Below are 12614 nucleotides of genomic sequence, written 5' to 3' on the forward strand. Positions count from 1 at the left end.
CGGCCGGACCTCCGGGTCACGGCCGGCCGCGGGAGCGTCCGCGAACGCCCGGCGCCTCGCCGTCCGTTCGCGGGAGTCAGCACGACTCCCGCACGATCAGTTCCGTCGGCAGCACCCGCCGGCGGGGCTCCTCCGGTGCGTCCACGATCTCCCCCAGCAGCATGCGCGCCATCGTGCGGCCCATCTCCTCGATGGGCTGCCGCACGCTCGTCAGCGGCGGGTCCATCAGCCGTGCCACCGGCGAGTCGTCGACGCCGACGAGGGCCACGTCCTCGGGGACCCGGCGGCCCGCCTCCCGCAGCGCGCCCCGCGCCCCGGCCGCCATGACGTCGGACGCGGCGAAGACGGCGTCCAGGTCCGGTCTGCGGTCGAGCAGCCGCCGCATCGCCCGCCGGCCGCCCTCCTCGGTGAAGTCGCCCGCCGAGACCAGCTCTTCGTCGGGGGCGAGTCCGGCCTCCGCGAGGCCCGCCCGGTAGCCGCCGAGCCGGGCGCGGGCCACGTACATGTCGAGCGGACCGGTGACGGTCGCGATCCTGGTCCGCCCGCGCCCCACGAGGTGGGCCACGGCCGCCCGGCCGGCCCCGATGTTGTCGGAGTCGACGTACGGCACGGGCTCGGCCTCGGAGCGGCGTCCGTTCATGACGACCGGCAGGCCCAGTTCCCTGATCCGGTCGGGCAGCGGGTCGTCGCCGTGGACGGAGGCGAGCAGGACGCCGTCGACGCGCTGGGCGGCCAGGTACTGCTCGAAGCGCTGCCGCTCCTGCTCGCTGCGGACCAGGGTGAGGAGCAACTGCTTGTCGGCCTCGGCGAGTTCGGCGCTGACCCCGCGGATCAGGTCGAGGAAGTACGGCTCCGCGAAGAGGCGGGCCTCGGCCTCGGGAATGACGAGCGCGATCGCGTCCGTACGGCTGCCGGCGAGTGCGCGGGCGGCCTGGTTGGGTACGTAGCCGAGCTCGGCGACGGCTCTGGCGACGGCCGTTCTGGTCTGCTCGCTCACCCGGGGGGAGCCGTTGATCACCCGGGAGACCGTGCCCCGGCCGACCCCGGCCCTGGCCGCGACCTGCTCCAGGGTGGGTCTGCCGCTCTGCCGTCCGCTCACAACTCCCGAACTCCCCTCGTAGGACAACGCGCTGCTCACCACGGTCCCGCCGGAGACGAACACCAGGATGGGAGCGCTCCCACACTAGTCCACGCCCCCGCCTCCGCGCCACGAGGTGTGTTCAGGAGATGACGCGACCGGTCCCGCCCGGACCCGCGAAACCCTCGGAAAACCTTCCGGTAACGAATCCGCGTTCATGTCTTGACACTCACACCCGCCAGGCAGCAACCTTCCGGCAACGACGTGGGAGCGCTCCCATCCGGGATGCGCACAGCCTTGCATCAGGTCCTGGCAGGCGCCGCCGAGCCGCGATCAGCCGGCCGGACCTCCTGGCGCACAACGAGCACCACCTTGGACGAGGAGAGTGGAATGCGCACTTCCAGCAGCAGACGCGGACGCCGTGCGGCGATCGCGGCGGTCGCCGTCGTCGTGACCGGCACGACCCTGCTCACCGGTTGCGGCAGCGACGACGACAACGGCGGCAAGGGCGGCGGGGGCGGACAGAGCAACGAGAAGATCACGCTGCGGATCGGGACCTTCGGTTCCTTCGGCTACGACGACAAGACCGGCGCGAAGCTCTACGCCGAGTACGAGCGGCTCCACCCGAACATCAAGATCGAGGAGTCGAACGTCTCCGACGGCCAGAAGTACTGGGACACGCTGAAGCTGCGCCTCACCCAGAACAGCGGCGTCGCCGACATCCAGGCCGTCGAGGTGGGCTACATCGCCGAGGCGACCGGCACGGCGATGGCGAACAAGTGGGTCGACCTCGGCAAGGAGGGCGGCGCGAAGCTGGACGCCTTCCTCGACTGGAAGGTCAAGCAGGCGACGACCGGCGACGGCAAGGTCATCGGCCTCGGCACCGACATCGGCCCCATGGCCATCTGCTACAACAAGGAACTCTTCGCCAAGGCCAAGCTGCCCACCGAGCGCGACGCCGTCGGCAAGCTGTGGTCCGGCGACTGGGCCAAGTTCCTCGCGACCGGCGAGAAGTACAAGGCCGCCGCGCCCGCCGGCACCTCCTTCCACGACTCGGCGAGCGGTCTCTTCAACGCCGTCGTCTCCAGCGACCCGGTGCAGTACGCCAACACGAGCGGCGCACTCGACTGGGAGAACAGCCCCGGCGTGAAGAACGCCTGGGACACCGCGGTCAAGGCCGCCCAGGGCGGACTGACCGCCAAGCTGCGCCAGTTCGACGAGAAGGGCACCTGGAACGCCGCCTTCAAGAACTCGAAGTTCGCCACCGTCGCCTGCCCCAGCTGGATGACCGGCATCATCAAGGACCAGGCGGGACCCGCCAACCAGGGCAAGTGGGACATCGCCGCGCCGCCGGTCGCCGGCAACTGGGGCGGCTCCTTCCTCGCCGTGCCCAAGGCGGGCAAGCACACCAAGGAGGCCGCCGAGCTGGCCGCCTGGCTGACCGCCCCGGCGCAGCACGCCAAGGTCTTCGCGGTCAACGGCAACATCCCCTCGTCCAAGGACACCCTCACCTCCACGGCCGTACAGGAGGCGAAGCTGCCGTACTTCGGCGACACCCCCGTCGGCAAGATCTTCTCCAGCGCGGCGTCCGGGATCACCCCGGCCGCGATCAGCCGCTACGACGGCCAGGTCAAGACCTTCCTCACCGACAACGGCATCCTCGACATCGAGCAGCGCGGCACCGACCCGGCCAAGGCCTGGGAGAACGTCAAGAAGCTGGTCGACGACAAGATCGACCAGTAGCGGGGACACCCGCCGGTCCGCCGTCGCCCGCGGGCGGCGGACCGGCACCGTCCGCACCACCGCACGCATCGACCCTGGAAGGACGCCCCCGTGGCCACCTCCGTTCGGGCGAGGCCGGACGGCTCCCCGCCGCCCGCCGCCCCGCCCTCCTCCCCCGGCCCGCGCGGCCGCCGCTCCCCCGGCGGCCTGCGCAGCACGCTCTACCGCTGGGACATCAAGGCGATCCCGTACGTCTTCGTCGCCCCCTTCTTCCTCACCTTCGCCGCCTTCGGCCTCTTCCCGCTGATCTACACCGGCTGGCTCTCGCTCCACCGCGTCGAGCTCGGCGGCGACCCGACGTGGAAGGGTCTGGAGAACTACACCGACCTCGCGACGAGCGAGTTCTTCTGGAACGCGCTCTTCAACACCTTCACCATCGGAGTGATCGCGACCGTTCCCCAGCTCCTCATGGCGCTGGGCCTGGCGCACCTGCTCAACTACAAGCTCCGCGGCCGGGGCTTCTTCCGGGTCGCGATCCTCGCCCCGTACGCCACCTCGATCGCGGCGGCGACCCTGGTCTTCGCCCAGCTGTTCAACACCGACTACGGAATGATCAACGGCGTCCTGGGCTGGATCGGCATCGACCCGGTGAACTGGGAGTCGTCCAAGTGGCCGGCGCAGATCGCCATCTCGGTGATCGTCACCTGGCGCTGGACCGGCTACAACGCCCTGATCTACCTGGCCGCCATGCAGGCCGTGCCGCAGGACCTCTACGAGGCGGCCTCGCTCGACGGGGCCTCGCGCTGGCGCCAGTTCATCAGCGTCACCATCCCGTCGATCCGGCCGACCATCCTCTTCACGATCGTCGTCTCCACCATCGGCGCCACCCAGCTGTTCGGCGAGCCCATGCTCTTCGGCGGCAGCGTCGGGATCAGCGGCGGCAGCGGCAACCAGTTCCAGACGCTGAGCCTGCTGATGTACGAGAAGGGCTGGGTGACCGGCGCTCTGGGCCAGGCCTCGGCGATCGCGTGGGTCATGCTGCTGCTCCTGCTGCTCGTCGGCGGCGTCCAGGCGCTCGTCTCCCGCCACAACCGCACGAAGCTGGGGGGCTGACCTCATGGCGCAGACACTCGACAGGAGCCCGGCCGGGTCCGGCGTCCCGGCCGCCGCCCCCGCGGCGGCCCGCCCCGGGCGGCGCTTCCGGCAGACGGCCGGCCGCCAGCACCACGCGGGACCGCTCACCTATGTACTGCTCGTCGCGGCCGCGTTCGTCTCGCTCTTCCCGCTGTACTGGAACGTGGTCGCCGCCTCGCACAGCGGCGAGCGGGTCGTGGAGGCGCCGGCGCCGCTGCTGCCCGGCAACCGCCTCCTGGACAACCTCGGCTTCGCCTGGAACCAGGTCGACATGGGCGAGGCGCTGGTCAACACCACGATCGTGGCGAGCCTGGTGGCCCTGTCCACCGTGCTGTTCTCCACGCTCGCCGGTTTCGCCTTCGCCAAACTGCCGTTCCGGGGCCGGGGCATGCTGCTCTCCCTGGTGGTCGCCACCATGACGATCCCGCCGCAGCTCAGCGTCATCCCGCTGTACCAGATCATCACCGACCTCGGCTGGTTCGACCAGCTCCAGTCGGTCGTCCTGCCCTCGCTCGTCGCCGCGTTCGGCGTGTTCTTCATGCGCCAGTTCCTGGTGGAGGCGCTGCCGATGGAGCTGGTGGAAGCGGCCCGGGTGGACGGCGCGCACAGCCTCCGGATCATCTGGCACGTGGTCTTCCCGGTGGCGAGGCCCGCCATGGCCGTGCTCGGCATGCTGGTCTTCGTACAGGCCTGGAACGACTTCTTCTGGCCCTTCATCGCGCTCACCCCGGACGGCAACCCCACCCTTCAGGTGGCACTCGCCGGGCTCGGCGCGGGCAACCACACGGTGGACCACGCCGTCGTGCTGACCGGCGCCCTCATCTCCACCGTGCCGCTCCTCCTGGTCTTCGCCTTCCTGGGCAAGCACATCGTGGGCGGCATCACGGCCGGCGCCGTCAAGAGCTGACCGGCCGCCCCGCCTTCCTACCGAACGTCTCGAACGTACCGACCCCGTACCCGTGTTGGGAGCCCCCTCCTATGACCGCGTCCGAAACCCGGCCGCTCACCGCCACCCGCTCGTTCCCGTCCGACTTCCTCTGGGGCGCGGCCACCGCCGCGTACCAGATCGAGGGAGCGGCGGCCGAGGACGGCCGTACCCCGTCCATCTGGGACACCTTCTCGCACACCCCCGGCAAGGTCTTCGAGGGGCACACCGGTGACGTGGCCGTGGACCACTACCACCGGTTCCGCGAGGACGTCGGGATCATGTCCGAACTCGGCCTGAACGCGTACCGGTTCTCCGTCTCCTGGTCCCGGGTGCAGCCCACCGGGCGCGGGCCGGCCGTCCAGAAGGGCCTGGACTTCTACCGGGCGCTCGTCGACGAGCTGCTCGCCGCCGGGATCCAGCCGGCCCTCACGCTCTACCACTGGGACCTGCCGCAGGAGCTGGAGGACGCGGGCGGCTGGCCCGAGCGGTCCACCGCCGAGCGGTTCGCCGAGTACGCCGGGATCGTCGCCGACGCCCTCGGGGACCGGGTGACCCGCTGGACCACCCTCAACGAGCCCTGGTGCAGCGCCTTTCTGGGGTACGGCTCCGGGGTGCACGCGCCGGGCCGGACCGATCCGGTGGCCTCCCTGCGCGCCGCCCACCATCTGAACCTCGGGCACGGTCTGGCGGTCCAGGCGCTCCGGTCCGCGCTGCCCGCGGACCGGCAGGTCTCGGTCTCGCTCAACCTGCACGAGGTGCGGCCGCTGACGGGTTCCGCCGAGGACCTGGACGCGGCCCGCCGGATCGACGCCGTCGGCAACCGGATCTGGCTGGGGCCGATGCTGGAGGGCGCCTACCCCGAGGACCTGCTGCTCGACACGGCGCAGGTCACCGACTGGTCCTTCGTCAGGGACGGGGACACGGCGACCGCACGGCAGCCGCTGGACCTGCTGGCGGTCAACTACTACACCCCGACGCTCGTCTCCCAGGTGCCCGAGGGTGCGGAGAAGCCTCAGGACGACGGTCACGGCAACAGCGACCACTCGCCGTGGCCGGGCGCGGACGCGGTCGCCTTCCACCGGGCGCCGGGCGAGCCGACGGCGATGGGCTGGGCGGTCGACCCGAGCGCGCTGTACGACCTGCTGACGCGGGTGTCCGCCGCGTACCCCGAACTCCCGATGGTCATCAGCGAGAACGGTGCCGCCTACGAGGACGTGGTGTCCCCGGACGGTTCGGTGCACGATCCGGAGCGTTCCGCGTACGTGCACGCGCATCTGGAGGCGGTGCACCGGGCGATCGAGGACGGGGTGGACGTCCGCGGCTACTTCCTCTGGTCGCTCCTCGACAACTTCGAGTGGGGCTACGGCTACGCGAAGCGCTTCGGCGCGGTCCGGGTGGACTACGACACGCTGGAGCGGACCCCGAAGTCCAGCGCGCGCTGGTACGCGCGGGTGGCGCGGACGGGTGAACTGCGGGCCCCCGCCGAAGGCTGATCCGCGTCCGGGGGGGGAAGGCCGTGCCGGACGACCGGCACGGCCTTCCCCGCTCCGCTACGGCTGGCCGTCGAGCCAGCTCAGCTTGTGCCCGTAGAGCACCCGCTGGCAGTAGTCCGTACCGGCCGGGTCGCCGGTGGCCCGGTTCGCCCCGCAGTCCGACGCCTGCCCCGGGCGGTGCTCGGAGAGGGACCACAGCCGGCCGGTGCCGCGCTCGATGTAGAGGTCCTCGGCGCCCCGGGCGGTCTTGACGGCCTGTCCGTGCTGCACGAGCCGGCCCCCGTCCCATGTGTAGCGCCAGAGGTTGCCGGGCTCGTCGGTGCCCTTCGACTCGTTCACGTAGAGGGTGCCGTCGTGCGCCGCCGCGCCCTGCGCGCCGCCGTTGGCCAGCGGCAGGTAGTTCGCCCAGCCTTCGGCGGCGACGTCGGCCGAGCGGCCCTCCAGGGCCGCGACCGGGTAGGAGGCGATGCGGCCGGTGGACGGGTAGCCGCTCTCGGGACGGCAGTACTCGCCCATGATCAGCCGGTCCGGGGTGGTGCTGCGGTCGAGCGAGATGTAGGAGGCCTTCGGTGCTCCGGTGGAGACGCAGGCGTACGAGCCCTGCGGGTTGCTCTGCGTCGCCTTGAACTTCCAGGCGGCCACCTGGGGCATCACGTAGCGGTAGCCGAAGCTGTACCAGACGTTGTCGTGCCGGCCGACCTTCGTCTTGTCCTCGACGTCGGCGGTGGTCTTCACACCGTCCGTGTCGGAGCCCATCGCGTCGTGCGTCTTGGGGTCGCCGTCCGGGTCGAGGTCCATGATGTAGCGCATGTCGAAGACGCGCAGGCCGTTGCGGGTGTCCGCGACGTAGAGGTAGTTGCCGTACCAGACGATCCCGCCGGCGTGGACGCCCTTCTGGATCGGGTACTCGGCGGCGTGCAGACCGTCGAAGGAGACGTGGTCGGCCGAGTTCACATAGGTCCAGCCCAGCAGGACGTGCCGGTACTTGACCTCGGGGCTGCCCGTGGCCGGGTTGGTCCGGCTCTGGACGAAGGTGATGCGGACGCCCTTCTGGTTGCAGGCGTCGTTCGCCTCCAGCTCGGCCGTGGTGCAGTCGCCGGCGGTCGGGAGCGGGTCGTTCTCGCGCCCCGGGTCCCAGCCGTCGTAGGAGGCGAAGAGCTGGATGTCGCCCGCCGAGCCCCACACCTCGTCGATCTTGGCGTCGGATACGCCGGTCATGCCCTGCGGGACCCATTCCTGCGAGACGGAGTCGTCGTTCTGCAGGCAGTACTTGATGTCGGGATCCGGGGCCGTGCCGAACGGGTCTCGGGAGCACCCCGGCGTGATGGTGCGGTTCGCGCCGGTCAGCAGGTTCTGGACGCCGGACTTGGGCAGCACCGCGTCGAGGCGGTTCACCCGGGTGGTGGTCTCGGCGTTCAGCGCGCCGGGCGACATCGTGAAGTCACCGGGTGAGGCGGCGCCGCCTGGCTCGGTCCAGGCGCGGGTGGTGAACGGCGAGGCGGTCGCCTCGGTCGTACGGGGCTCCTGGATCCAGCTCTGCGGGGTGGTGGGCGGAAGGTCCTCGGCCTGCGCCGGCGCGGCGAGGCCGGTGAACGCGAGCGAGGCCGTGGCGGCGGCCGTGAGCCACGCGCGACGTATGCGCCTTGTGGGCATGGGTGGTTGTCTCCGTTGCTCCTGAGTCAGTAAGTCGAACGGAGAGTTCCAGAACGTTTGCGCGAAGTGCAAACGTGTTCGCGACACCGGCAACGCCACGCCGAGCAGGGCGCAGTTGGGAAGAATTCGGCCATACCCTCACCGACCGGGCGTCTCGGCCTCCGATCGGTGAGGGCCGGGTGAAGGTCGCCGTCGGTTCCGGTGGACGCCGCCGAGGGAGGTCACCGGAAACTCCTCCACGCGTCCGGCCTCCGCCGCCCCCGCGGCACGACGCGAGCACCGCCCCGCGAATCGGCCCGGCCGGCCCCTCACCCCTTAGGGTGGGCGGTCATGAGAGACGTTCAGCCGCACGCCCCCCGGTCCCGTCGACGCGGGGTCGCCACCCTGCTCGCGGTGGCCACCGCCGTGGCGGGGCTCGCGACCGCGTTCGTCGTCACGGCCCCGCCCTCGCGGTCCGAGCCCCGCCCGGCGGAGGCGCGGGCGGGGGCTCCGGCAGGCCCCTGGATGCGCCGCGCCGACGCGCCGCCGACCGTGATCGCCCACCGGGGCGCCTCCTCGGCCGCCCCCGAGAACACCCTGGTCTCCGACGAGGTGGCCCGCCGGGGCGGCTCCGTCTGGATCGAGAACGACGTCCAGCCCAGCAAGGACGGCGTGCCGTACATCCTGCACGACACGACCGTCGACCGGACGACCGACGGCACGGGCGCGATCCGCTCCCTGACCGCCGCCCAGGTGAACGCGCTGGACGCGGGCTCCTGGTTCGCACCCGCCTACGCCGGCACCCGCGTGCCGACCCTCGCCGCCCAGCTGGCGGACCTCCGGGTGCGCGGCGGGAACCTGCTCCTGGAGATCAAGGGCCGGCACAGCCACGCCGAGGTGGCCCGGATCGTGCGGGACGTCCGGGACCAGGGCATGACGGACCGCGTGTTCGTCCAGAGCTTCGACGTCCCGTCGCTGCAGCACGTGCGCGATCTGGCGCCCGAGCTGCCGGTCGGTCTGCTGCGCAGCACCCTCGACGCCGATCCGGTGACACTCGCGAAGGAGCTGGGCCTGTCCGCGTACAACGTGTCGGACGCGGCGCTCGCGACCCGTCCGGAGGTGCTCGGCGAGCTGCGGACGGCGGGGGTGGCGGTGAACGTCTGGACGGTGGACACCCCCGCCCGCTGGGCGGCCCTGACGGCACTCGGCGTGGACGGGATCATCACCAACCGCCCGACGGAACTGGGTGGCTGGCTCTCGGGCCGGCCGAGCCCAGCCGTTACGGGGTGACCTTGATGTCGTCCACGAAGGCCCGGACCATGATCGCGTGGGTGAAGACGACGGTCCCGGGCTTGATCAGGCCGCCCTCGCCGCCGTCCCCCTTGACCTGAACGGTGCGCTCGCCCAGGAAGGTGAGGGTCTTGCTGTCGAAGATCCACTCGGTGCGCTGCCCGCTGGTCTCGTCGAGCCGCGCGACGGCGACGCCCTTGCGGCCGACGGCGTCGGTGGCGCTGTCCACCATGACGACACCGGGGATCTTCGCGGCGGCCCGGTAGAGGGCCGCCGTCAGCTTCGGCGTCGGCCAGCTCTCGACGAGCAGGTCCCCGATGGTGGTGAAGGCCTGCTGGTCCTTGCCGTTGCCCTGCCCCTCCGTCTCCTCGTAGATCTTCCGGAGCAGCGCGTCGGGGTCGGTGGGCAGGTTCGCGAGGTAGTCGTGGGAGGGCGCGCCGAGGTGCGGGGTCGGCACGTTGCCCTGCTCGTCGCGGCCTTCCAGGGTGATGCCCTCGGGGCCGGTGTTGCCGGGCTCGATCAGCCAGCCCTTGAGGCCGTCGGGCGACCGCCACGACTGCCGGGTGTGCAGGGGGTCGCTGACGAGGCTGCTCTTGTCGCCGACGGTCTTCACATGGGTGTTCGCCGCCCGCGTCTCGATGTAGATGTACTGGCCGGCACGGCCGTTCGGGACCTCGGCCCCGGCGGCGGCGAGCGAGATGCGGTCGAGGAGGCGGGGCGCGCCCTTGGCGTCGACGGCGCCGATGGTGGTGGTGAGGACGGGGCCGGTGGCACGGTCGACGGGGTTCCGTGCGTCGCCGGGGGTGAGGACGAGGACGCCGACGGCGAGGGCCCCGGCGAGAACGGTGGCGGCGGGCAGCAGGACCGCCTTCCGCAGGAAGGGGTTGCGCGGGGTACGAGCGGCGGCGGTGCGGCGGTCGTCGTGGATCTGGCTCATCAGGCGCTCCTTGTGGAACTGGTGGCGGCCCGGAGGAAGGTCGTGTTCCTCGAGCGCCGGGAGGCCTCCGGTCTCGTGCCGGTTCGCCGTACGGATCTTGTCCGGGTCGGGGTTCATCGGATTCCTTCCTGCGCGGGCCGGACCGCGTTCACGCGATCACCTGTTGTCTGTCGGGTGCCGGGGGCGGGTTCCCGGTTCTCCGGTGCGAGTTCGTCTCTCTCCCGGGCGAGTTCCGCCTCGGCGCCGGTACGGAGCTTGGCGCGGGCGCGGGAGAGCCGTGAGCGGACGGTGCCGACGGGGACCCGCAGGGCCCGGGCGACCTCGGTGTAGGCGAGGCCCTCCCAGAGGCAGAGGACGAGGACTTCGCGTTCGGTGCGGCGGAGCGTACCGAGGGCCCGCAGGGTGGCGGCGATGCGGCGCCGGTCGTCGATCCGGCCCGCGACCTCGGAGGCGTGGTCGGGTACCGAGGCCTCGGCCTGTCCGGCGGCCGCGTACGCGTCGGCGGCCGCCCGGTAGCGGCGGTTTCCGCGGCAGTGGTTGCGGGAGACGTTGGTGGCGACGCCGAGCAGCCAGGGCCGGAGCGATCCCCCGTCCGGGTCCACCTTCTGCCGGAGCCGCCAGGCCTCCAGGAAGGTCGCCGCCATCACGTCCTCGGCGACCGACCAGTCGCCGGTCAGCCGGAAGGCGTGGTTGTAGACGCTCCGGGCGTAGGAGTCGAAGAGTTCGGCGAAGGCCGAGGGGTCTCCGTCCCGTACGCGTGCGCGCATGTCGTTGTTCACGTCTCTCGTCTGTCCGGCCCCCGGAGCGGGTTCCCGTGACCCGCGTCACAGCGGGAGCCGAGTTCCGCCAGGAGTTCGGGGTTGACGATGCGCAGGATGGTCGCGATGTGCCCGGGGTCGGCCGCCGCCCACAGGGTCTCGCGGGCCGCGCGGTACTTGGCGGCGAGCCGTTCCCGCTGTTCGGGCGGCAGGGCGGCGGCCCGGTCCGAGCGGCTGTTGTGGGCGTTGTCGGCGATCTTCACGAGGGTGGCGTCGGGGTCCTCCGTGATCCGGCGGATCTTCTCCTCGTACGCCGTGCCGGGAGTGTTGGTCACGGCCTCGACGACGGCGACGACGCGGGCCGGGATCCCGGCGGCGCGGAGCCCCTCCGCCGTCCACGCGGTGTCCTCGATGACGTCGTGGAGCAGCCCGGCCATGGCCAGGTGCGGGCCGAGCGGTTCCAGGCCGGCGGCGACCGCCCGGACGTGCTCGACGTACGGGACACCGGTCTTGTCGGTCTGTCCGGCGTGCGCGCGGCCGGCGAGCGCGTCCACCTCGGCGAGAGTCGTCATCGCCCCATCATCGCGGGCGACCCCGTCCGCCCCTCGCCTCCCCCGCCTCGGCTCCCCGCCGGCCCCCTCCGCCGTGCAACACACTCTTCACACACCGGCGGGAATCCCGTTCGCGGGCGGGCCGGTTGGCGGAGGTATGACTCTCGGAGTAACGCTCGGTTCGACCTCCGTCCAGCGCACGATCGACAGCACGGTGCGGCTCGCGCGGGAGGCGCGCGACGCGGGCCTGCACTCGGCCTGGTTCGGCCAGACCTTCGCGTACGACTCGCCCTCCCTGGCCGCGATCGTCGGGCGCGAGGTGCCGGGTCTCCAGGTCGGTACCTCCGCCATCCCCGTCTTCGGCCGCCATCCGCTGCTCGTCTCCAGCCAGGCGCAGACCGCCCAGGCGGCCACCGGAGGCCGCTACCACCTCGGGCTCGCCCTCGGCACCCGGCACCTGACCGAGACCGGTTTCGGCATCCCGTACCGACGGCCCATCGGGCTGCTCAGGGAGTTCCTGACGGCCCTCCGCCCGCTGCTCGAGACGGGCAGTGCCGACTTCCACGGCGAGCTGCTCACCGCGACGACGCCGTACTCGGCGGCGGTACCGGGCGCCCGGCCGGCCGTGCCCGTCCTGGTGGCCGCGATGGGCCCGCAGGCCCTGCGCGTCAGCGGTGAACTGGCCGACGGGATCCTGCCGTTCCTGGCGGGGCCGCGTGCGCTCGCCGAGCACATCGTCCCCACCGTCACCGCCGCCGCGGCGGCGGCCGGCCGCCCCGCGCCCCGGGTCGTGGCCCTCGTCCCGGGCGTGGTCACGGCACGCGCCGAGGTGGCGGCCGTGCGGGAGAAGGCGGCCGAGGCGCTCGCGCTGTACGAGCGGATTCCGTCCTACCGGCGCGCGATCGAGGCGTCCGGGGCCCTCCGGGCGGCCGAGATCGCCGTCATCGGCGACGAGGAGACGGTCGCCGCCGAGGTACGGCGCTACCGCGAGGCGGGGGCGACCGAGGTGGTGTTCACGGCGACGGAGCTGAACGGGGAGGAGGACCGCGTACGCACCTGGAAGCTGCTCGGCGCACTGGCACGGGGCTGAG

The 12614-nt window shown here is 72.1% G+C and carries 11 protein-coding genes; 6 read left to right on the forward strand and 5 right to left on the reverse strand.

What is annotated here, in order from left to right; genetic code table 11:
- Positions 1 to 76: 76 nt before the first annotated feature.
- Positions 77 to 1099, reverse strand: a complete 1023-nt coding sequence (locus tag ACFQ79_RS26930) for a LacI family DNA-binding transcriptional regulator (RefSeq protein WP_383588048.1) — start codon at positions 1097 to 1099, stop codon at positions 77 to 79.
- A gap of 369 nt (positions 1100 to 1468) precedes the next feature.
- Between ACFQ79_RS26930 and ACFQ79_RS26935 the strand changes: the two genes are divergently transcribed.
- From ACFQ79_RS26935 to ACFQ79_RS26950, 4 genes are all read left to right on the forward strand, one after another.
- Entirely contained in the window at positions 1469 to 2821 is a 1353-nt protein-coding gene (locus ACFQ79_RS26935) for an ABC transporter substrate-binding protein (protein WP_383588051.1), read from the forward strand.
- Positions 2822 to 2911: 90 nt separating this feature from the next.
- Positions 2912 to 3913 (forward strand): carbohydrate ABC transporter permease, encoded by a 1002-nt coding sequence (locus tag ACFQ79_RS26940; RefSeq protein ID WP_383588053.1) that lies wholly within the window; start codon positions 2912 to 2914, stop codon positions 3911 to 3913.
- A 4-nt stretch (positions 3914 to 3917) separates the two neighbouring features.
- Complete coding sequence (locus ACFQ79_RS26945; protein ID WP_383588056.1) at positions 3918 to 4841, forward strand: carbohydrate ABC transporter permease; 924 nt, start codon at positions 3918 to 3920, stop codon at positions 4839 to 4841.
- A 71-nt stretch (positions 4842 to 4912) separates the two neighbouring features.
- Entirely contained in the window at positions 4913 to 6355 is a 1443-nt protein-coding gene (locus ACFQ79_RS26950; RefSeq protein ID WP_383588059.1) for a GH1 family beta-glucosidase, read from the forward strand.
- Between the two features lie 57 nt (positions 6356 to 6412).
- Here ACFQ79_RS26950 and ACFQ79_RS26955 read toward each other — a convergent pair whose 3' ends face one another.
- Complete coding sequence (locus ACFQ79_RS26955) at positions 6413 to 8008, reverse strand: hypothetical protein (RefSeq protein WP_383588062.1); 1596 nt, start codon at positions 8006 to 8008, stop codon at positions 6413 to 6415.
- Positions 8009 to 8338: 330 nt separating this feature from the next.
- On the opposite strand from ACFQ79_RS26955, the gene ACFQ79_RS26960 reads away from it, so the two are divergent.
- Positions 8339 to 9277 carry a glycerophosphodiester phosphodiesterase gene (locus ACFQ79_RS26960; RefSeq protein WP_383588065.1) on the forward strand — a complete coding sequence of 313 codons (939 nt, stop codon included), beginning with the start codon at positions 8339 to 8341 and terminating at the stop codon, positions 9275 to 9277.
- On the opposite strand, the gene ACFQ79_RS26965 is transcribed toward ACFQ79_RS26960, so the two are convergent.
- From ACFQ79_RS26965 to ACFQ79_RS26975, 3 genes are read right to left on the reverse strand one after another with little or no spacing between them, the layout of a single operon-like run.
- Positions 9267 to 10331, reverse strand: a complete 1065-nt coding sequence (locus ACFQ79_RS26965; protein WP_383588068.1) for a CU044_5270 family protein — start codon at positions 10329 to 10331, stop codon at positions 9267 to 9269. The genes ACFQ79_RS26960 and ACFQ79_RS26965 overlap by 11 nt on opposite strands.
- Positions 10328 to 10993 carry an RNA polymerase sigma factor gene (locus tag ACFQ79_RS26970; RefSeq protein WP_383588071.1) on the reverse strand — a complete coding sequence of 222 codons (666 nt, stop codon included), beginning with the start codon at positions 10991 to 10993 and terminating at the stop codon, positions 10328 to 10330. The genes ACFQ79_RS26965 and ACFQ79_RS26970 overlap by 4 nt, the downstream gene beginning before the upstream one ends.
- Positions 10990 to 11544 (reverse strand): HD domain-containing protein, encoded by a 555-nt coding sequence (locus tag ACFQ79_RS26975; protein WP_383588074.1) that lies wholly within the window; start codon positions 11542 to 11544, stop codon positions 10990 to 10992. Before ACFQ79_RS26975 ends, ACFQ79_RS26970 begins: the two co-directional genes overlap by 4 nt.
- A gap of 136 nt (positions 11545 to 11680) precedes the next feature.
- On the opposite strand from ACFQ79_RS26975, the gene ACFQ79_RS26980 reads away from it, so the two are divergent.
- Positions 11681 to 12613, forward strand: coding sequence for a TIGR03564 family F420-dependent LLM class oxidoreductase (locus tag ACFQ79_RS26980; RefSeq protein ID WP_383588077.1), 933 nt, complete (start codon positions 11681 to 11683; stop codon positions 12611 to 12613).
- Position 12614 lies beyond the last annotated feature (1 nt).

Source organism: Streptomyces sp. NPDC056480, assembly GCF_042795405.1.
In the GTDB taxonomy this organism is placed as follows: Bacteria; Actinomycetota; Actinomycetes; order Streptomycetales; family Streptomycetaceae; genus Streptomyces.

What these genes read in the sequence shown, in the direction of transcription:
- ACFQ79_RS26965 (WP_383588068.1), bottom strand. Translation starts at nt 10,331, where the DNA reads ATGAACCCCGACCCGGACAAGATCCGTACGGCGAACCGGCACGAGACC.
- ACFQ79_RS26975 (WP_383588074.1), bottom strand. Translation starts at nt 11,544, where the DNA reads ATGACGACTCTCGCCGAGGTGGACGCGCTCGCCGGCCGCGCGCACGCC.
- ACFQ79_RS26945 (WP_383588056.1), top strand. Translation starts at nt 3,918, where the DNA reads ATGGCGCAGACACTCGACAGGAGCCCGGCCGGGTCCGGCGTCCCGGCC.
- ACFQ79_RS26980 (WP_383588077.1), top strand. Translation starts at nt 11,681, where the DNA reads ATGACTCTCGGAGTAACGCTCGGTTCGACCTCCGTCCAGCGCACGATC.
- ACFQ79_RS26960 (WP_383588065.1), top strand. Translation starts at nt 8,339, where the DNA reads ATGAGAGACGTTCAGCCGCACGCCCCCCGGTCCCGTCGACGCGGGGTC.
- ACFQ79_RS26935 (WP_383588051.1), top strand. Translation starts at nt 1,469, where the DNA reads ATGCGCACTTCCAGCAGCAGACGCGGACGCCGTGCGGCGATCGCGGCG.
- ACFQ79_RS26955 (WP_383588062.1), bottom strand. Translation starts at nt 8,008, where the DNA reads ATGCCCACAAGGCGCATACGTCGCGCGTGGCTCACGGCCGCCGCCACG.
- ACFQ79_RS26950 (WP_383588059.1), top strand. Translation starts at nt 4,913, where the DNA reads ATGACCGCGTCCGAAACCCGGCCGCTCACCGCCACCCGCTCGTTCCCG.